A 19,494-nucleotide genomic window follows, 5' to 3' on the forward strand; every position below is an offset into this window, starting at 1 on the left:
GTGCGAGCCGCGGGGCTTTGATTTGAACTCGGTTCGTTGTTGAGAAAGATTACTCCGCCGCCCGCTGCCGTGTCCGATAGCTTTGCAGCATGCTCTGCGCCATGCGCGGCTGCATTTGCGTGAAGCTCGCCAGGTGCTGATCGAGCTGCGGGCGCGCGCTGCCGCTGACATGCGCCTGCATGAACAGGAGCGTCGTCGTGGTGACCCAGGACAGATCGAGCGCCTTGGCAAGCACCAGCAGCTGATCCGGCTGCTTGCGCACGAAGGCGCGCTCGACCATGTCGAGCGGCAGCTTGCACATCAAGGACAGCGCCAGCGTGACCTTGTCGAAGCTGCCTTCCTTGGCGAAGCCGTGGAGCTGCGCCTCGTGCAGTTGGCCGGTGGCGTAGAGCTGCTCGACATAGGCCTTGGCATTGTCAAAGTCGTTCGAGCGCGTCCGCGCCGCGGCCTGCAGATGGCCCGACGCTTGGGCGACGGCAAGCTCGACGATCTCTGACCGGGCGCTGTCGGCCGAGGCGAGCTGGTTGCGCACGGCATCAGAGGCCTCGACGAACAGGCGGACCAGCACTTCGCGCGGGCTGTCGGGGCGGCTCCAGAGCCTCAGCGCCAGGCCCGGATCATCGGAGGCCTTGGTCACGAGGCCGGAGAAGCCGTGATTTGAGAAACGGGCGCCGTCATTGTTCGCGGTGTTCGAAACAACGGCTTGGTCGCCGCGATCGACCAGCACGTCGGTGACGGATTCGGTCAGGATCTTGCGGCCCGAGATGGCAAGCAGATGCTCCTGGCCACGGGTCTGTGCGGCCGCGACCAGCGTATTCTCATCAAGCCGGTCGCTCTGGCGCAGCACCGGACCGGCGACTGCAATCGTTTCATCCACGGCCAGGTGCTTGATCAGGCGCGGCGGCGCATCGGGAAGCACCGCGAGCCGGCTGCCGAGCTCCGCGCGCGCGGCGATCGCCACGTTGTCGAGCAGCTTGAACAGCACGTGGTCGAACAGATCGACATGCTCTTCGTTGAACTTGCCCGAGCCGACCACGAACAGGTCGGTCACGCGTTCCAGGATTTCTGCGCGCCGCGAGACGTAGCGGCTGGCAAGAATGTCTTCGAGCTGATGCAGGACGCTATTTGGCAAGACGCGGGCTCATGCGATGGACATTGCCGGCGCCTGCCCTTCGGACGGTGACCGGGCCGCCTCTTGGAGGGAAGAGGCCCGGCATCCACCGACGGTATCCCAAGACCAGATCAAAGACACGCGGCCGCCATCTATCGCACCGCCTCGCTTAAGGTGCCGTTACACCCATGAACTGTATCTGGATACCGTGTGATGGATCGCAGGCTCCGGCGTGCCGGTCATTGCGCGTCCATCTGCAGGCCTTCCTTTTGGATGATGGACGCGAATTTGCTCGTCTCTGCCTGCACGAAGTCGCCAAATTGCTGCGCCGTGCCGTAGTCGGCCCGCGCACCCATGGCCGCGATATTCTTGCGGATGTCCTCGCGCTCCAGCATCGCCTTGACCTGCAAGTTCAGCGCGGTGACGATCTCGGGCGGGCAGGCCTTGGGCAGGAAGACGCCGAACCAGGACGAGACGTCGAACTTGGCCAGCTCCGGCGCGCTCTCGCGCATGGTCGGCAGGTCAGGTGCATTGGCGCTGCGCTCCGGCGTCGTCACGCAGAGCCCGGTCAGCTTGCCGTCCTGGATCTGCGGGAGCGATGGAAACAGATTGTCGAACAGGATCTGAATGTCTCCGGCGAGCGCGGCCTGGAGCGCCGGGCCGGCGCCGCGGAACGGGATGTGCGTCATCTTTAATCCCGTGAGCTGGAGGAACCAGGCGCCGGTGAGATGCGGGCTCTGGCCGACGCCGGAGGAGCCGTAGTTCAGCTTGTCGGGATTGGCTTTGAGATAGGCGATCAGCTCGGGAATCGACTTGATGCCGGTGGAGGGATGCGCCGAGACGATGTTTGGGATGCGGATCATGTTGGAGACCGCCTGCAGCTGATCCGGCTTGTAGGCGAGGTTGCGGAAGATCGAATAGGCGATCGCATTCGGGCCGGGATTGCCGATGAGGATGGTGGAGCCGTCGCCCTTGGTGTTGCGTGCGACCTCGGCGGTGCCAATGGTGCCGCCGCCGCCGGAGCGATTCTCGACCACGGCCGATTGCCCCCACGCCGTCTGCAGATGCGCCGCGAGCAGCCGGCCCATCACGTCGGTGCTGCCGCCGGGCGCTGCCGGAACGATCAGCTTCACCGTCTCGGTGGGGCGCCAGTCGGCGAGACTCGTGCGCGGCAGAATGGCGGCGGTCGAGAGCGCGGCGGCGCCCGTGAGAAGCTTGCGGCGCGATAGCGCGGTGCGATGAGCCAATGATTCCTCCCTGCTGTTGTTTTGTCGCAGGGTAGGGAAGGTTGCAGCGCCAGCGCAAGCGCATGGATCACGCGCATGCTGCGCCAATCAGCGCAGCGAGCGCACTTTGTGCCGTGGCCCGGAATCATATTCCGGACGACGGCGATAAGCTCTGAATCAGTTGAAGCTGAGCAGCTTGAACAGCGGCGTCAGGTAGCTGAGCTCCTGGCCGGAGGTCGCCGTGGTGCGGCTGACGAAGTCGAAGATCTTGCCATCCTTCATGCCGTAATTGGCGAGCCGGCGGACCTGGCGGTTCTTGTCGAAATAGACCGCGATCACGCGCTGATCGACCACCTTCTGGTTCATGAAGGCGACGGGGCGCTCGGCGCGCTGCGAGATGTAGTAGAACACCTCACCGTCGAGCGTGGCGACGGTCGATGGCGTGCCCATCACGATCAGGACCTGGTCCTGGCTCGCCCCGATCGGGATCTGCTCCAGCGCGCCGGGCGGCATGATGTAGCCCTTCTGGAACTGCTCGCCGGTGCAGGCGGCGAGCGCCAGACAGGTCAGCGCGATGGCGCCGGCGGTGCGCAGACGGGTGCGGAGGCCACGGGTGAGCAGGCTGGCAGTCGTTCGCATTGTCTGGGTCATCTTCTCAAGATCGGATCCCGTCCCCTTGCGTCGGGCAGGGCGTTGACGTACCGGGCAAACTTGCGGATTGCAACATGCCGTCCGAACCGGGTCGGGAAAACTCAGCCGCGGAACCTTCATGCTCTGGCCATTCAACCATCTCAGGAAATTGCGACCGTCCCCGCGCGGGACCATCGAGCCGATCTATGGCACGATCGTGGCGCAAACCCGAGAACCGTTGTTTTATAGACACTTAAATGTCCCCGACACGGTCGAGGGACGGTTCGATCTGCTGATTCTGCACCTCTGGCTGGTGCTGCGCCGGCTGCGCGGGGTCGGTGCGGACCTGTCGCAGGCGCTGTTCGACCGGTTCTGCGCCGACATGGACGACAATCTGCGCGAGATGGGGGTTGGCGACCTCACCGTGCCCAAGCGCATGCAGAAATTCGGCGAGGCGTTCTACGGCCGCACTGCCGCCTATGATCTCGCCTGGTCGGAGAGCGAGGCCCGGCTGGCAGATGCGCTGCAGAAGAATATCTTGAATGGAGAGCATCCGGACAGCGCGGCGGAACTTGCCGCCTATGCGGGACGGGTGGCAGCGCACCTCGCCACCCTCGACGACAACAAGCTGCTCGGCGCGACCTGGAGCTTCCCGCGCCCGGTGCAGCAGGACTGAACGACATGAGCAGAGACAGAGACATTTCCCGCGACCCCGGCCGCGATCCGACAAAAGATCCCTGGCGGGCCGCGCCGGTGATCGTGGCGCAGATCCCGGACGCCGGGCTTCATCGCGAGATCGAGGCGGACGCGGCCACACGAAGCGCGCTCGCGGTCATGGGCGAGCTGCGCGAGGTGATGTCGGCGCACGCCGCCTTCGATGTGGTCCAGAAGCGCGACGGCAAGGTGCACGTCGAGGGACGGGTGCGCGCCCGGATCGGCCAGACCTGTGTGGTGACGCTCGATCCGATCGAGACCGAGATCGACGAACCGATCGACCAGATGTTCGCACCGCCGGAAGACATTCCGGAATTGGCCGAGTTCGTCGAGGACGACCCGAACAGCGAGGTCGATACGGCCGATCCGCCCGAGCCGATCGTCAATGGCCAGATCGATCTCGGGCGGCTGGCCGCCGATGCGCTGTTCCTGGCGATTGACCCCTATCCGCGCAAGCCGGGCGTGGCGTTCGAGCAGCCGGCCGAGGCCGCCGCCCCGGAGGATCACCCCTTCGCGGTGCTGAAGGCGCTGAAATCCGCCGGCGGCGCAACGTCCGGCGCGGCCAAAGTGAAGAAAACGGGTGAGGATTGATGTCTGAATGTGCAGGCGGGCAGCGCTCCCGTTCTGTCACGAAACCTCCTGAATTCAGCTCAAGTTGCTGATTTCGATGGTAAAGACCGATCCGTCTCCCGCCCCTTGCATCACCGCGGCCGCAAAATCCATCGCCTCCGGGAGGTTGTTTCGACACGGAGAGACGCTATTGTCGCGCCGGGTCGGGGTGCGACGAAAATGCTCGGCGGCTGTGGGATCGTGCCTCAACTGTCCCCTGGCCGTGCAGTGCCTCTGAACGACCACCAAAACACGGCTAAGCAAGGCCAAGACGAGATCAAGCTCGAGATCAGGTTTCCGGGACGTCATGCCTCAAAAGGTTCGAATCGCGCTGGACGCCATGGGCGGGGATTTCGGCGCGGCCGTCGTCATTCCCGGAGCTGCGATTGCGCTGGGCCGCCATCCGGACGCGGAGTTTCTGCTGTTTGGTGACAGTGCCAAGATTGCTCCCGAGCTCGACAGGCATCCGCGGCTGAAGGCGGTGTCGCGCATCGTTCACACCGACGTCGCCGTCAGCATGGAGGACAAGCCCAGCCAGGCGCTGCGCCGTGGCCGGAAGACCTCCTCGATGTGGATGGCGATCGAGGCCGTCAAGAAGGGCGAGGCGGACGTCGCGATCTCCGCCGGCAATACCGGCGCGCTGGTGGCGATGGCGCGGTTCTGCCTGCGGACGCTCGACGGCATCGACCGGCCGGCGCTGGCGGCGATCTGGCCGACGATGCGCGGCGAATCGGTCGTGCTCGACCTCGGCGCGACGATCGGCGGCGACGCCCGGCATCTGGTGGCGCTGTCGGTGATGGGCGGCGCATTGGCGAGCGTGCTGTTCAACAAGCCCAGGCCGACCGTCGGCCTGCTCAACATCGGCGTCGAGGAGATCAAGGGCCACGAGGAGATCCGCGAGGCGGCCGAGCAGCTGCGCGCGATGAATCTGCCGCAGCTCGATTATATCGGCTTCGTCGAGGGCGACGGCATCGGCAAGGGCGCGGCCGACGTGGTCGTCACCGAAGGTTTCAGCGGCAACATCGCGCTGAAGGCGGCCGAGGGGACGGCGCGGCAGGTCGCGGAATTCCTGCGTGGCGCCATCCAGGCCAGCCTTTTGGCCCGGATCGGCTATCTTTTCGCGCGCGGCGCCTTTGCCGCGCTGCGCGCCCGGCTCGACCCGCGCAAGTCCAATGGCAGCGTGGTGCTCGGGCTCAAGGGCATCGTGGTCAAGAGCCATGGCGGAACCGATGCCGAGGGCTTTGCCTCGGCCGTGCGGGTTGGCTATGAGATGGCCCGCTACGATCTCCTGACCAAGATCACTCAAACACTCAATCGCGACGGCGGCGCATTGGCGACCGAGCCGGTCGCCCAGGAGGCTGTCTCGTGACAATTCGTTCGGTCGTGCTCGGCTGTGGCTCCTATCTCCCGCAGCGGGTCGTGACCAATGCCGAGCTGGCAAACCGCATCGAGACCTCCGACGAGTGGATCGTCCAGCGCACCGGCATCCGTGAGCGCCATGTCGCAGCCGACGGCGAGTTCACGTCGCATCTCGCGATCAATGCGGCCCGCGCTGCGCTCGCCGCAGCCGACGTCGATCCGCAGTCGATCGACCTCATCGTGCTGGGCACCTCGACCCCGGACAATACCTTTCCGGCCACCGCGGTGGCGGTGCAGAACGGGCTCGGCATCAATCATGGTGCGGCTTTCGACCTGCAGGCGGTGTGCTCCGGCTTCGTCTACGCGCTGGCGACGGCCGATAATTTCCTGCGCAGCGGATCGTTCAAGCGGGCGCTGGTGATCGGTGCCGAGACGTTCTCGCGCATCCTCGACTGGAACGACCGCACCACCTGCGTGCTGTTCGGCGACGGCGCCGGCGCGCTGGTGCTGGACGCGCAGCAGCAGGGCGAGGGCGCTGCCGGCCGCGGCGTGCTGACCACCCATCTGCGCTCCGACGGCCGCCACAAATCCAAGCTCTATGTCGACGGCGGCCCGTCCTCGACCCAGACGGTCGGCCATCTCCGGATGGAAGGCCGCGAAGTGTTCAAGCATGCCGTCGGCATGATCACCGACGTGATCGTCGATGCCTTCGAGGCCACCGGCCAGTCGGCCGAGACCATCGACTGGTTCGTGCCGCACCAGGCCAACAAGCGAATCATCGACGCCTCCGCGCACAAGCTGCACATCGCCCCCGAAAAGGTGGTCCTGACGGTCGATCGGCACGGAAATACCTCGGCTGCCTCGATTCCGCTGGCGCTCGACGTCGCCGTCAAGGACGGCCGCATCAAGAAGGGCGACCTCGTTCTGCTCGAGGCCATGGGCGGCGGCTTCACCTGGGGCTCGGCGCTGGTGCGCTGGTGAGCCATTCCGCCGGACGAGATGGCTTGGGACGACCTGCGCTGCGGCATGCAGTTCCGTTCACGCTGCTGTTGACCATCGCCGCTTAACCTCTTAATTTCCGGGCCGAATTATTCGCCGTGAGTGTGGGGCAGGCGATGGCGGGAACCGGAAAAACAGTTACACGCGTCGATCTCTGCGAGGCCGTCTACCAAAAGGTCGGACTGTCGCGGACGGAGTCGTCTGCGTTCGTCGAGCTGGTCTTGAAGGAGATCACCGACTGTCTGGAGCGCGGCGAGACGGTGAAGCTGTCGTCGTTCGGGTCGTTCATGGTGCGCAAGAAGGGGCAGCGCATCGGACGTAACCCCAAGACCGGCACCGAGGTGCCGATCTCGCCCCGGCGGGTCATGGTCTTCAAGCCGTCGGCGATCTTGAAGCAGCGCATCAACGGCCAGCCGGCCTCCGGCAAGATGAACGGCGAGGCCAGCGCCGAGTTCGGCGCCGAGCCGGAATAGGGCCGTTCGGCGGGACCTGACGGCCCAAGTCGGCGTCGCATGCGTTCAATTCGTCCAATACATTCAGCGTAATCGTCGCGTTTCTTGGCAGCACGATCGAAGGGGAACGGGCATTTGGACAAGGCGCCGGATGCGTTTCGGACGATCAGCGAGGTCGCGCAGGAGCTCGACATCCCGCAGCACGTGCTGCGGTTTTGGGAGACGCGGTTCGCCCAGATCAAGCCGATGAAGCGGAGCGGCGGCCGGCGCTATTACCGGCCCGACGACGTCGACCTCCTCAAGGGCATCCGCCGTCTGCTCTACAGCGAAGGCTACACGATCAAGGGCGTGCAGCGCATCCTGAAGGAGCATGGCGTCAAGTCGGTCCAGGGGCTGGCGGACAGCTCCGCCGCCGTCTCGTTCGGCGCCCTGGAGGAGACCCTCGGCCAGGCCCTCATGGAGGAGGAGCCGGTCGGCGAGGCCGAGGTCGAATCGGAGGACGAAGAGGAGGAGGCCTCCGAGGAGGAGGGCATCGATTTCCGCTTCGTCGACACCGAGGACGACATTCTCGACACCTTCCGTGTCGGCCCGCCGACCCGTGCCGGCATGAAGCCGGAGGAGCGCGAAAAGCTCGAAGGCGTGCTCAAGGAGCTCGTCGACTGCCGCGCGCTGCTCGACCGCGCGATGAAGGACGTCTGAGGGCGCCTGCTGCCCTAGACTCACGCCAAGCGGACGGTGGCAGTCCTTTGCCAGTTCGGAGCCGCAGCGGCGCCCCGATTCGGCTGCGCTTCCCTTCTCCTTGGGGGGGGACGGTGGTGGGGCTCCCCGGCCTCCGCCCCGATCCCCATCGCCCCCATGAAACCCGCCCGCCGTACCTTGCATCCCATCCCGATCACGGCTACAGGATCGGCCATCGGAGCGTGGCGCAGCCCGGTTAGCGCACTAGTCTGGGGGACTAGGGGTCGTGGGTTCGAATCCCGCCGCTCCGACCATTTTTCGAGATGCGATCTGGCTCGTTAGAGTTCGCATTGCCCCAGCGCCCTCAGCAGGTTGACGGTTTCGAGCAAACCATCGGCCTCCATTTCCAGAAGCAGCGTTTCCGCAGTCTTCTCGTGCCGCTTGAGTCTGCCTTCATCTGCCGGATCGCCGCGACAGCGGAAGCCGGTTGAGCCGACCAAGCCTGTCTGGTCGGGCTGATTGGACGTGATCACGGCGTAGAGAGAAGCCGCTTGGCAAGACGATCTCGCGTGACAGCAGCAGGACGCCAAACTCGTTGGAGCGATCAACTCGGGCATGCTCCCAGCGACACTGGCTTTTCAACGTGATGACGGCTGCTTAAACTCCGCGCCGAGGCTCCCGGTGCGCTGGCGCGCGCCAGAGGCCATTTTCGTTTCTGTCATTGCTGTCGAGTTCCTCATGGACGCCGCCGTCGTCGATACCTCCTTTGGCCATTTCGAGAACGCCGAGCAGATCGCCTTCTGGAACGGTGCGGGCGGCGAGCGCTGGGTGGCGCGGCGGGCGGAGCTGGATGCGATGCTGGCGCCGGTGCAGGACGCGCTGCTGGAGCGGGCGGCCATTCAGCCGAACGAGCGGGTGCTCGACATCGGCTGCGGCTGCGGCGCCACGCTGATCGCCGCGGCGGACAAGGTCGGCCCGGGCGGCAGCGTGCTCGGCCTCGACGTCTCCGCCGCCATGTTGACCGCGGCTCATGAGCAGGCGCCGGCCGAGGCGCCCGTCAGCTTCGTGCAGGCCGATGCCATGGTGCATCACTTCAAGGCCGCGAGCGCCGATCTGGTGATCTCGCGTCTCGGCGTGATGTATTTCGCCGATCCCGTGCGCGCCGTGCTGAACATTCGCACGGCGCTGCGCTCCGAAGGGCGGGTCGCATTCGCCTGCTGGGGTGAGCTGCGCGACAACCCATGGGCGCTGGAGCCGCTGCAGGCGGCCTATGATCACGTGCCGAAGCTGCCGGGTCTGCGGCCGCACGCGCCGGACGATTTTGCGTTCGGCGCGGCCGAGTGGGTGGAGAAGGTGCTGACCGACGCGGGGCTGCGCCGCGTCCGCCTCGAGCGCTGCGACGTCGCGTTGGATCTCGGCGCCGGCGGCGGTCTCGATGCCGCCGTGCAGACGGCGCTCGCGATCGGGCCCGCCGGCCGGGCCGTCGCCGGGCAACCGACCGAGGCGGCGGAGGCCGCGACATCGGCGGTGAGAAAGGCGCTCGGGCGGTACGCCAAGGCGCACGGCGTGATGGTGCCCGCTTCGTTCTGGACCGTGACCGCCGTCGATCCCTGACACGGGCCGGAGACCACCAGCGCGCTCTGCACCCTCGACAACGCCGCAAGATCGGTCGAGCGCGCGATATCCGGGCGCGATTAGCTTGTGCTGCCACGGAGCTCGGAACGATGAAGGCGGCGCTGCGAAACCACCATGCCCGGATGCAACGGGTGCTCGATCACATTGACCGGCACCTCGACGATGATCTGGATCTCGATACGCTGAGCGGCATCGCGGCCTACTCGAAATATCACTTCCACCGGCAGTTCACCGCGACCTTCGGTCTGTCCGTGCATCGCTACATCCAGCTCGCCCGCATGAAGCGTGCGTCCTACCAGCTGGCCTACAGCGATGCCCAGAGCGTCACCGATGTCGCGATGGATGCCGGCTACGACGCACCAGATGCCTTCGCCCGCGCCTTTCGGCAGCGGTTCGGGCAGACGCCGTCGTCGTTTCGGAAGTCTCCCGACTGGGAGCCGTGGCTTGCGGCCTTCGGGCCTTTCGACGATGCGAGGAGCAAGCTGATGCAGAAAACCTTCACCGCCCACGACGTCACGGTGCGCGACGTGCCTGCCACGCGCGTGGCCATCATCGAGCACCGCGGCGATCCGGCGACGCTCGGCGCCACGATCCAGCGCTTCATCGCGTGGCGCAAGACGGCCGGCCTGCACCCCAGGACCAGCCCGACCTTCAATGTCTGGCGCTCCGAGCGTCGTCCGGCATCGCCTGCGGATTACAGCGTCGACCTCTGTGTCGGGACGGACCAGCCGATCGCGGCGCATGGCGAGGACGTCAAGGCCGGCGAGATCCCCGGCGGACGCTGCGCCGTGCTTCGCGTCGTCGGCAACACCCACAATCTGGAGCCGGCCGCCCTCTTTCTCTATCGCGACTGGCTTCCGGCCAGCGGCGAGGAGGCCCGTGACTTCCCGATCTATTGCCAGCGGCTGAGCTTCTTCCCGGAGGTTCCAGAGCACGAGACGGTGGCTGACCTGTTCCTACCGCTGAAATAGCGTTCGAGGCGGCCCGTCCGTCTGAAGACCGGCGGCGGGCCTCTTTCGTCGATCCGTTTCGACCAGTGCCGGCGCACTTTTGAAAGGTTCCAGTTCCATCCGCGGAACCGGGGCCGGTGCCTTCGCGTTGATGCGCCGGAGAAGCCGGGGCCCACACCCTGGCATTGAACCTTTGCGCGCACGCGCGCACCAACCTGGTGTTCGACTCGCCGCAGAGTCGGGTTTTCAGGAAATTTCAGACGGACGTCGGGGTTCACCTCGATGTGCTGCTCATTGTCGTTCAAGGAGGCGCGTATGGTCCTCAGGACTTTGAAAGTTTCGCTGTCCGTTTTCGCCGCTGCAACGTCGGTGGTGTCGCTATTCGCCGTCGGCTGGGTGGGTCTCGCGCTGCTCGGCTACTGATAAGTTCACGGAATGATGCATAGAGACGCACCGGCGTCTCATGTCCTGCAAAGCGCGCCCGGATCAAGCCTGATCCGGGCGCGCTTGTTTTTGCGGATGCGAGAGGAGCGTTTCGGCTCTACGCGAACGCCTTCTCCACGGTCTCGATCAGCACGCGGAACGATTTGTCATGGCGCGTGATCGGCGGAATCGCCCGGGTGATGCCGAGCAGCTGATAGACCGCCATCTGCGCAGCGCGCACCGAATATTCCACCGTGAACACGACGTCGTCGGGGATCTCGACGAACTGGCTGACGAAAGCGAGGTTCTTCGAATTCGCCGGCACCGGCAGCGGACGATCGCTCCTGCTTCGCGGCATGAACATGCTGGTGATGTAGGGCAGGCGGCAGGGCACGCAGGTCGCCGCTTCGAACACCGCCAGATCGAAGTTGAGGTGACCGCAGAGCTCCTTGAGAATGTCGGCGCCGCCGCAATCGGCCATCGCCTTCCCAACGAAATTGCCGATGCGGTCGGGATGCAGCGCATAGCCCCAGAACACCTGCACATCGTCAGGTTGACCGGCGAAATGCGGCTGGTGATACAGCACGACCGACATCAGCCAGTTGGACTCGGTGAAGGTGACGAGCCCGCCGGTGCCGGCCGCGTTGCCGCTGAACGTCTCCATCGCGTCGAAGAAGCGCGGATTGCGGCAGGTAACGGTGAAGGACTCCCAGCAGGATTCCGGGATCGATGAGTTGAACGCGGCGGGATTGCCGAACTCCGGACGCCCCCTCGCGATCTTCTCCCACAGCGCCCAGCCCTGGCTGTCCTGCTTGCTGAGCCGCGGCGGCGGCGCATCCTGGGTGCCGAGGCTGGTCGCGTCCGTCATCGAGCCGTTCTGCAGGAAGACCAGGTCGTCGCTCGAAAGCGCGATCGTCTCCGGCCTGCCGCTGCGATCGAGCACAAGGCGCTTCACGACGTGCTTGCCGCCCTCCGTCTCGATCGCGATGTCGGTGACATCCACACCGCCGGCGAAATGGACGCCGTGACCCTCGAGCCATTTGACGAGCGGCACCACGATCGCATCGTACTGATTGAACACGGTGCGCTTGACGCCGGCCAAGGTCTCGATGCGCGGAAACTCGTTCATGAAGCGATGCAGATAGCGCTTGAATTCGACCGCGCTGTGCCACGGCTGGAACGCAAACGTCGTCTGCCACATGTACCAGAAGTTCGTGGTGAAGAACGGCGGCGACAGCCAGTCGGTGATGCGGGACTTGCCGAGCTTCTCCTCCGACGCTTCCGTCAGCCTGACCAGCTCGAGCCGGTCCTGCATCGAGAATCCCATCGTGGACACGTCGATCTTGTGCCGGTTGCGATCGACGAGGCGGGCCTGCGAATGCGCGACGTGGTCCTTGTTGAAGGCGATGGTCTCATCGCGCACGGTGCGGTTGGGATCGCTCGCGCCGGGGATGGTCGAGAGCAGGTCCCACGTGCATTCGTAGTGGTCGGTCGTCAGCATGCGACCGCCGCGCAGCGAGAACGAGCCGTCCGGCAGTTGCGTGCCGTCGAGGCTGCCGCCGAACGGCAGGTTCTTTTCAAAGATCGTGATATCGTGTCCCGCGACGCCGCCGTCGCGGATCAGGAACGCCGCGCCGGCCAGCGCGCCGATCCCACTGCCGATGAAATAAGCCTTCATGATGGATCACCCGGATCGTCTGTACCGATCCGGGATTAGCGGCCGTGTGTCGCGACGGAACTGATTCAGATCAACCGCGGCGAGCCACTGACGATCACGATCTCGCGCGCGGGGTCAGGCGAAGGATTTCACGGCGGCCTGCGCCAGCACCTTCAGCGATTTGTCCCACGGCGTGACCGGCGGGATGGCGCGATCGATCTTCATGAGCTGATACACCGCGTGCATGGCCCCGCGCACCGAATATTCGATGGTGAACACGGCATCCTCCGGCAGCTCGACGAACTGGCCGATGAAGGCGAGGTTCTGCGAACTGGCCGGCACCGGCAGCGGCCGGTCGCCCATGCTGCGCGGCATGAACTCGCTCATGATGTAGGGCATCCAGCACGGCACGCAGGTGGCCTCGTCGAACACGGTGAGCGGGAAGCGCAGATGCCCGCACAGCTCCTTCAGGATCTCGGCGCCTGTGCATTCCGACATCGGCTTGGGCACGAAATTGCCGACGCGGTCGGGGTAGAGTCCATAGCCCCAGAAGATCTGGATGCCCTCCGGCTGGTCCGGAAAATAGGGCTGAGTGTACAGCACGATCGACATCAGCCAGTTGGAGTCGGTGAAGGACACGAGGGCGCCGGTGCCGGCGACATTGCCGCTGAAATTCTGCATCGCATCGAAGAAGCGCGGATTGCGGCAGGTGACCGTGAAGGATTCGAAGCTGGATTCCGGGATGTTGGAGTTGAAGATCGCGGGATTGCCGAACTCGGGCCGGTCGGCGGCGAGCTTCTCCCACAGCGCCCAGCCGCGGCTGTCCTCCTTGGTCAATTGCTTCGGCGCGCTGTCATGGCTGCCGAGGCTGGTCGCATCGGTCATCGAGCCCGCCGTGTAGAACACGAGATCGTCGGGGGCGAGTTCGATGCTGCGGCTGGCGCCGTTCTGCGTCAGGTCGAGCCGCGTGGCGCGATGCCTGCCGTTCTCCGTCGAGAGCGCGATGTCGGTGACATCGGCGCCGCCGACGAAGTTGACGCCGTGGTCCTCGAGCCAGCGCATCAGCGGCTTCACGATCGAGTCGTTCTGATTGTAGACCGTGCGCTTGACGCCGCCGAGCGTATTCATCGTCGGGAATTCGTTCATGAAGCGGCGCATGTAGCGCCTGAACTCGACCGCGCTGTGCCACGGCTGGAACGCGAACGCCGTCTGCCACATCAGCCAGAAATTCGTCGTGAAGAACGGCGGCGACAGCCAGTCGGAGATCAGCGAGTTGCCGAGCTTGTCCTCCGGGGTTTCGGTGAGCCTGGTCATCTCGATGCGGTCCTGCATCGAGAAGCCCATGGTGGAGACGTCGACCTTGTGCCGGTTGCGGTCGACCAGCCGCGCCTGCGCATGCGTGACGTGCAGCTTGTTGAACATCTCGGTTTCGCTGAGGATGTTCTCGGACGGCTGCGAAGCGCTCGGGATCGTCGACAGCAGGTCCCAGGTGCACTCGTATTGCTCTGTTGTCAGCATGCGCCCGCCGCGCATCGAGTAGGAGCCGTCCGGAAGCCTGGCGCCGTCGAGACTGCCGCCATAGGGCAGGCGTTTCTCGAACAAAGTGATGTCCCGCCCGGCCACGCCGCCGTCGCGGATCATGAACGCTGCGCCTGAGAGTGAGCCGATGCCACCGCCGATGAAATAGGCCTTCATGATGTCGACCTGCTGTTTAAAGGTTTGAAGGAAAATAGAAAAATGCCGGCGGGCGCGGTAGATCACTGGCCAAACAAAGCCCGCCGGAGCGCAATTTACCGCAGCGGGATGAATTAGTCGTCAACACGCTGAGGTCGTTTGCCCGGGTGCGGCGCAATGTCCCGGCTCGTGGCGCAGCCTTTCGATCATCTCTTTACGAGTGTGGACAGAAGAGCTTGCACCGAACTTCTCCATGTCAGGCGATGGCGCATTGCGCCGAGCAATTCGAACGCATCGCGGAATGATGCTTCACGGTTGCGCAGCGTGGCCTCGATGGCATTCGCCCATTGATCGACGTCGGGATCGGGGTTGGCGTCGTTTCCCGTCATCTCGACGCTCACGCGAGCGGCCACCTCGGCGGCCAACTGCTCTTTCAAGAGTTCGGCGAGTCCGCTCTGACTGCTAAGCAGGATAGGGTGGCCCGACACGATCGCCTCGAGCCCAACAAGACCAAATCCCTCGCTCCGCGATGGCATCAGCACAAGACTCGATGAGCGCAGGTCCCGATCCAGGGTCTCCGGATCGGTCGAGTAGTTGCGGACCGTGATGAGTAGACCCGGTGCTGCCGCCCATTCCGACAATCTGGTCTGCAGGCCATCTGCATCTGCAGGTTTTGCCCCGCGAACGACGAGTTCGATTCCCGGCAACCCGTGGGGGCGACGCTTGAAGACCCGGCCGATCGCAGCCGCAGCGATATCCAGGCCTTTGAGCTTTTCATCCTCGGCCCGGCCCAACAGAAGAATCTTCCAGGGCGCACCAGGCGGTGGCGTTCGGGCCGAGCTCACCGCCGAATCAAAGCCCGGGTCGAAGCGCAGAGGCTCCGGCGTGCCGAATGGATGCAGGTCGCGCAGAAAGCGGTTGCAAAGCCGCGGTCCCACGGCGACCGCCCGATGGGCCGTGTGTGCGAGGTCGAGCTCGAGTTTCGTGCGGTCTTCCGCGCGTTGTCCGGCAGGCAGCTCGCGGTCGAACTTGTGCCATTCGATCTCGTCCGGTGCCATGTGCAGAAAATGCAGACGCTTTGCTCCCGGAAAGACATCCTCTGCCAGTCGCAGAGCTGCCGGCCCGGTGATCCGGCCGTGACCGATCACGTAGTCCGGCTTGTAGTCCAGACCGAGATCAGAGGGGCGGCGCGCGAGCCATTCCCGCTCATCCACACCAGGCGTGGCGCGGGCCGCGACGAGCCGCACCCCCAACGATGCGGCCTCGTCGATGTCCTTCTGGGCAGGAGCGATGGCAAGGCAGCTGACATCGGCACCCGACGCGGAAAGCGCGATGCAGAGTTGCCGGTTGAAGGTGCTGAGGCCGCCCTGACCCGAAGCCCATTCCGTCCCGACGGCGAGGATTCGTATCCGGTCAGCCTGCACCACCTGCGCGACGTCTGCGCCGGTCCGGTGTTGCGGCAGGACAGGCGTACCGTGCTGGGGACGGATGACCGGGGCCGAAAGCCCTGACATGCTCGGCGGCAGGACTGGGAATTCGAGCGCCGGGTTCGGCTCCGAGAGCGTGGCGACGCGCGTATCCCACTCTCGGATCAATGCGCGCTCGATGGTTGCAGCGTCCCGCGGCAATGGTCCGTCGATGTAAAGTTCGGCAAGCGCGTGGCCGCGAGCGAGATCGCCCGTCCTGAGGGCTATCAAGGCTGCCAACCAAGTATTGCTCGCTCGTGCTCTGTAGGTCCAGTTGATTGGAAATCTGTCGAGAGCCATTTGGGCCTCTTCCGGCTGTTCTGCTCCCAGCCAACAGAAGGCATCATGGAGCGCCAGATGCAGATAATTCGGAAATCTCCGTCTTGCGATCTGCGCCCGCTCGGCTCCACCCCGCCATTCTCCCGCACGCTCGTTGAGAATGACGTTTGCCAGGGCCACTTCTTGTTCAAGGTCACCTGCCGCTTCAGCCCAGTCCCTGACACGCGTCAGATCTGCAGCAGTCGGCATTGCGGCAGCACATGCCAGTGCCTGACCGACTAGGCGGGCCTTGATATGGCGTTCTACTAACAGTGCCCCCTCACGCAGCGCTTCGATCGCCTCCACATCGCGTCCAACATGATTCAACGCGAAGCCATAAACCTGATAGACGGAGTAGAGGTTCTTCGCCGGGTGCACCGCTGCAGCGGCTTCAGGCCCAAGCGCAATTGCCGCCTCCGGTCCGTGCACGAGCTCAGTGAGCTGCATTCGCAGAACCCATGGAGTGCTGAAATCCTGGCCGACCGTCGCGCGGGCCGCATGACCGAGCGCTCGCACCATATCATCGCGTTCACCGCGCAGCTCCAACCGACGGGCAAGATGGAATTCCGCAGCAGCCGGTCCCGGCTGCTCGAGAATGAGTTCGAGCAGTGAAATCTGAGCATCCCGCTCCGCCTCGGTCGATGGCATGCGAGCGCTCCAGTCGAACCTGCGCTCGATATACGGGCGGACGACTTTGACCGCCTCCAGCAGGGCATCACGGGCCTCAGCCGCCAGCAAGTGATGACGCACGGCGCCAAGGTGCTTCGCGATCGCCGCATCATCGCTCCTCGCGACCGCCTCGCCCAGCTGCGCTGCATGCCAGCGACCCACGCGCAGGTTTGCGACGCAGAACGCAGCCTTGTCGCGTGTCAGGCGCGGCAGCTCGACCTCGCGGACCAGTGGGTGTGCAAGGCGAAGCGACTTCCGCTGGTCAACGAGAAATCGCTTCTGCAATTCGGCAAGTAGTGTCTGCACGTTGCCCAGATGCGCGCCCAACGCTCCGAGCAGGCCGATGGGCGCGGGTTCCAACAGGATGGAGAGATCGCGCAGGAATTCGCCGGCGGCGTTGGACAGACCTTCTTTTGCCCGATCGAGCAGACTGCGCTCGATCTGGTCGGACAGCTCCTCGAGGGCCAATCCCTCCTGAACGGCCTGAGGCTGTCCGATCAGTTCTTCCAATGCATAGCTGCGCATCAGATTGCCCAGCAGCCGTAGGGCTCGTGGATTGCGCCCGAACCGCGAGGCAATCTCGGCGTGGCGGCTTGCGGGGAGGCGTTCGGCCGCATCCGCCGTCCCCAGCGCTTCGACCACGATCCGCACCACGTCAGCCGTGTCGTCGGGGGGCTCGAGCACTGCCGTGTGGAATGGCTCGCTCCACACGGGGTCGACGTTCCGGTTCGTGAGCAGCCAAAGGCAACCGCCATCTGGCGGCCGACGTGCGAGTTTCTGCAGCTGCTCCGCGTATGGCTCTGGGGGAATGCCGCCCGGGACCTGCAAGAGGCGTTGAAACTCGTCGATCACGACGAGGCCGCCAGCGCGAAGCACGTGCCGCACGCCGCTCACAAAACTCGGCTCCCTCGCCACCTGGCCCGCGAGGTCGAGCGCAGCTGTATCCCGCAGAGCCTCGGTGAGAACCCCGAGCAATTCCTGATCGAGTTGCGTCGGACGTGCCGGCACATCGAAATGCACGGCCGGGAAGCCCTCGGCACGGGCAGACCCGACGAGAGGCAGGGCAACTCTTTCAGATTTCCCGGTTCCGGAAAATCCGACCAGGATCGCCGCCGGGCGACGACGCTCGCGGAAGGTTGCCCACAAGTCCGCGGCGACAGCCTGACGCCGCACTCCCGATAGTCCCTGAAGTTCGTTCAACGCTGCCCCCAGACCGAGCACGGGCAAGATTGGCCGAGCAATCAAAGATTTAATGCAAGGCCGGCCGGCAATGAAGATGTTTGTCGCTGGAGTGCTGGCGCCTTGAACAGCTGTTTTCGCTCGGTCGCTTTATCGCAGTGCAACCTGCACCTGTGTCGGGCGTGTCGCCCGAATTTGGCCGCTGCCTGGGAATGACGGGGCAGGATACTCGCGACTGCGAAACCGACAAGGTTTTGCTGGTCCCCCTCAATGCCCCGCCATATGGCGGCCGATCTCGGTGAGGTCGGCGTCGCTCGCCCGGGTCTCGTAGACCAGCTGGCCGTGAAACATCACCAGCAGGCGGTCCGACAGCTCGAGCAGTTCGTCGAGATCCTCGCTGACCAGCAGCACCGCGGCGCCGCGGTTGCGGGCGGCCATGATCTCGGCGTGGATCTGCGCGACGGCCGCGAAGTCGAGGCCGAAGCAGGGATTGGCGGCGATCAGCACCTCGACGTCGTGGCCAAGCTCGCGCGCCAGCACCGCGCGCTGCACGTTGCCGCCCGACAGCGCCGAGATCGGCGTGTCCGGGGTGCGGGTCTTGATCTTGTAGCGGTTGATCTTTGTCGTCGCGTCCTTGCGGAAGGCCGACTTGTTGAGCCACCAGCCGCCGCGGGCGAACGGCGCGCGGTCGAACTCGCGCAGCGCGATGTTGTCGGCGACGCTCATGCCGCCGACACAGGCATTCTTCAAGGGCTCCTCGGGCAGCAGCGACATCTTGTGCCGGCGCATCTCCTCGCGGCTCGCGGAATAGGGCGCGCCCGTCACTTTGACGGCGCCGCTCTCGGCCTCGCGCTGGCCGGCGAGCACCTCGACCAGCTGGCGCTGGCCGTTGCCGGAGACGCCGGCGATGCCGACGATCTCGCCGGCGCGCACGGTGAGCGAAAGATCGTGCACCGCGAGGCCGCCGGCATCGTCGCGCGCCACCAGCTTCTCGACCTCGAGCCTCACCGTGCCGGCCTCTCCGGTGCGCGACGGCTGCACGGTGAGCTGCTCGGCGCCGATCATCATCCGCGCCATGTCATCAGGCGTCAGCTCGGAGACCTTGCCGCGCCCGGCGAGCTTGCCACGGCGCAGGATCGTCACCTCGTCGGCGAACGCCATCACCTCGCGGAATTTGTGGGTGATCATCAGGATGGTCAGCTCGCCGGCCTCGACCATTTTGCGCAGCATGCCGAGCACCTCGTCGGCCTCGCCGGGCGTCAGCACCGAGGTCGGCTCGTCCAGGATCAGGAAGCGGCGCTTGAGATAGAGCTGCTTGAGGATCTCGCATTTCTGCCGCTCGCCGGCCGAGATATCCGAGACCTTGGCGTCCAGCGGCACGCGGAACGGCATGCGCGCCAGGAAGGCCTCCAGCTCCTGCTTTTCCCTGAGCCAGTTGACCACCGCCGGCACATCATCGCGCGCCAGCACCAGGTTCTCGGCAACGGTCATCGCCGGCACCAAAGTGAAGTGCTGATAGACCATGCCCAGCCCGAGCGCGTGGGCGTCCTTCGGATTGCTGATCGCGCGCTCGCGCTCGGCGATCAGCACGTCGCCCTCGGTCGGGCGGTAGTAGCCCATGATGCATTTGACCAGCGTCGACTTGCCGGCGCCGTTCTCGCCGAGCAGCGCGTGGAACGAGCCGGGGCGGACCTTCAGCTCGACATTGTCGAGCGCGGTGAACGCGCCGAAGCGCATCGTCATGG

General features: G+C 65.1%; 16 protein-coding genes and 1 tRNA gene. 9 read left to right on the top strand and 8 right to left on the bottom strand.

All coding sequences use genetic code 11. The features are described 5' to 3' along the window. Positions 1–49: 49 nt before the first annotated feature. The 3 genes from HL666_RS23700 to HL666_RS23710 all read right to left on the bottom strand — a co-directional run bounded on the left by HL666_RS23700 (position 50) and on the right by HL666_RS23710 (position 2,976). Complete coding sequence (locus HL666_RS23700) at positions 50–1,132, bottom strand: DUF2336 domain-containing protein (protein ID WP_172183919.1); 1,083 nt, start codon at positions 1,130–1,132, stop codon at positions 50–52. Positions 1,133–1,350: 218 nt separating this feature from the next. Further along, positions 1,351–2,358, bottom strand: a complete 1,008-nt coding sequence (locus HL666_RS23705; RefSeq protein ID WP_172109715.1) for a Bug family tripartite tricarboxylate transporter substrate binding protein — start codon at positions 2,356–2,358, stop codon at positions 1,351–1,353. 156 nt (positions 2,359–2,514) lie between these two features. Next, complete coding sequence (locus tag HL666_RS23710; protein WP_172109714.1) at positions 2,515–2,976, bottom strand: outer membrane protein assembly factor BamE; 462 nt, start codon at positions 2,974–2,976, stop codon at positions 2,515–2,517. A gap of 130 nt (positions 2,977–3,106) precedes the next feature. On the opposite strand from HL666_RS23710, the gene HL666_RS23715 reads away from it, so the two are divergent. From HL666_RS23715 to HL666_RS23745, 7 genes are all read left to right on the top strand, one after another. Beyond that, positions 3,107–3,643 (top strand): ubiquinol-cytochrome C chaperone family protein, encoded by a 537-nt coding sequence (locus HL666_RS23715; protein WP_172183921.1) that lies wholly within the window; start codon positions 3,107–3,109, stop codon positions 3,641–3,643. Between the two features lie 5 nt (positions 3,644–3,648). Beyond that, positions 3,649–4,272: a YceD family protein gene (locus HL666_RS23720; protein ID WP_172183923.1), complete on the top strand. Its 624-nt coding sequence runs from the start codon at positions 3,649–3,651 to the stop codon at positions 4,270–4,272. A 325-nt stretch (positions 4,273–4,597) separates the two neighbouring features. Further along, positions 4,598–5,659, top strand: coding sequence for a phosphate acyltransferase PlsX (plsX, locus tag HL666_RS23725; protein ID WP_172183925.1), 1,062 nt, complete (start codon positions 4,598–4,600; stop codon positions 5,657–5,659). Then, positions 5,656–6,630 (top strand): beta-ketoacyl-ACP synthase III, encoded by a 975-nt coding sequence (locus tag HL666_RS23730; RefSeq protein ID WP_172183927.1) that lies wholly within the window; start codon positions 5,656–5,658, stop codon positions 6,628–6,630. The genes plsX and HL666_RS23730 overlap by 4 nt, the downstream gene beginning before the upstream one ends. Before the next feature lie 134 nt (positions 6,631–6,764). Then, positions 6,765–7,121 (top strand): integration host factor subunit alpha, encoded by a 357-nt coding sequence (locus HL666_RS23735; protein WP_172109709.1) that lies wholly within the window; start codon positions 6,765–6,767, stop codon positions 7,119–7,121. A 114-nt stretch (positions 7,122–7,235) separates the two neighbouring features. Then, positions 7,236–7,799: a MerR family transcriptional regulator gene (locus HL666_RS23740; RefSeq protein ID WP_172109708.1), complete on the top strand. Its 564-nt coding sequence runs from the start codon at positions 7,236–7,238 to the stop codon at positions 7,797–7,799. A 215-nt stretch (positions 7,800–8,014) separates the two neighbouring features. After that, positions 8,015–8,092 (top strand) — tRNA-Pro (locus tag HL666_RS23745). Positions 8,093–8,116: 24 nt separating this feature from the next. Here the strand turns inward: HL666_RS23745 and HL666_RS23750 are convergent. Then, the gene (locus tag HL666_RS23750; protein WP_172183929.1) at positions 8,117–8,311 is read right to left on the bottom strand and encodes a hypothetical protein; all 195 of its coding nucleotides are present in this window, start codon (positions 8,309–8,311) and stop codon (positions 8,117–8,119) included. 205 nt (positions 8,312–8,516) lie between these two features. Between HL666_RS23750 and HL666_RS23755 the strand changes: the two genes are divergently transcribed. Both HL666_RS23755 and HL666_RS23760 read left to right on the top strand, forming a co-directional pair. After that, positions 8,517–9,392, top strand: a complete 876-nt coding sequence (locus tag HL666_RS23755; protein ID WP_172183931.1) for a class I SAM-dependent methyltransferase — start codon at positions 8,517–8,519, stop codon at positions 9,390–9,392. Positions 9,393–9,502: 110 nt separating this feature from the next. Next, positions 9,503–10,384: an AraC family transcriptional regulator gene (locus HL666_RS23760; protein ID WP_172183933.1), complete on the top strand. Its 882-nt coding sequence runs from the start codon at positions 9,503–9,505 to the stop codon at positions 10,382–10,384. A gap of 520 nt (positions 10,385–10,904) precedes the next feature. Here the strand turns inward: HL666_RS23760 and HL666_RS23765 are convergent. From HL666_RS23765 to HL666_RS23780, 4 genes are all read right to left on the bottom strand, one after another. Then, on the bottom strand, positions 10,905–12,464 hold the full coding sequence (locus HL666_RS23765) for an oleate hydratase (RefSeq protein ID WP_172183935.1): 1,560 nt from the start codon (positions 12,462–12,464) through the stop codon (positions 10,905–10,907). A gap of 114 nt (positions 12,465–12,578) precedes the next feature. Next, positions 12,579–14,174, bottom strand: coding sequence for an oleate hydratase (locus HL666_RS23770; RefSeq protein WP_311976248.1), 1,596 nt, complete (start codon positions 14,172–14,174; stop codon positions 12,579–12,581). Positions 14,175–14,323: 149 nt separating this feature from the next. Then, positions 14,324–17,770 (bottom strand): glycosyltransferase, encoded by a 3,447-nt coding sequence (locus HL666_RS23775; RefSeq protein ID WP_172132695.1) that lies wholly within the window; start codon positions 17,768–17,770, stop codon positions 14,324–14,326. A gap of 246 nt (positions 17,771–18,016) precedes the next feature. Then, positions 18,017–19,492: an ABC transporter ATP-binding protein gene (locus HL666_RS23780; RefSeq protein ID WP_210262094.1), complete on the bottom strand. Its 1,476-nt coding sequence runs from the start codon at positions 19,490–19,492 to the stop codon at positions 18,017–18,019. Positions 19,493–19,494 lie beyond the last annotated feature (2 nt).

It is taken from the genome of Bradyrhizobium aeschynomenes (genome assembly GCF_013178945.1).
Classification (GTDB): Bacteria; Pseudomonadota; Alphaproteobacteria; order Rhizobiales; family Xanthobacteraceae; genus Bradyrhizobium; species Bradyrhizobium aeschynomenes.

Excerpts from the sequence above, each read along its gene's own strand:
- HL666_RS23780 (WP_210262094.1), bottom strand. The coding sequence starts at position 19,492 with ATGACGATGCGCTTCGGCGCGTTCACCGCGCTCGACAATGTCGAGCTG.
- HL666_RS23765 (WP_172183935.1), bottom strand. The coding sequence starts at position 12,464 with ATGAAGGCTTATTTCATCGGCAGTGGGATCGGCGCGCTGGCCGGCGCG.
- HL666_RS23735 (WP_172109709.1), top strand. The coding sequence starts at position 6,765 with ATGGCGGGAACCGGAAAAACAGTTACACGCGTCGATCTCTGCGAGGCC.
- HL666_RS23720 (WP_172183923.1), top strand. The coding sequence starts at position 3,649 with ATGAGCAGAGACAGAGACATTTCCCGCGACCCCGGCCGCGATCCGACA.
- HL666_RS23760 (WP_172183933.1), top strand. The coding sequence starts at position 9,503 with ATGAAGGCGGCGCTGCGAAACCACCATGCCCGGATGCAACGGGTGCTC.
- HL666_RS23715 (WP_172183921.1), top strand. The coding sequence starts at position 3,107 with ATGCTCTGGCCATTCAACCATCTCAGGAAATTGCGACCGTCCCCGCGC.
- HL666_RS23710 (WP_172109714.1), bottom strand. The coding sequence starts at position 2,976 with ATGCGAACGACTGCCAGCCTGCTCACCCGTGGCCTCCGCACCCGTCTG.
- HL666_RS23755 (WP_172183931.1), top strand. The coding sequence starts at position 8,517 with ATGGACGCCGCCGTCGTCGATACCTCCTTTGGCCATTTCGAGAACGCC.
- plsX (WP_172183925.1), top strand. The coding sequence starts at position 4,598 with ATGCCTCAAAAGGTTCGAATCGCGCTGGACGCCATGGGCGGGGATTTC.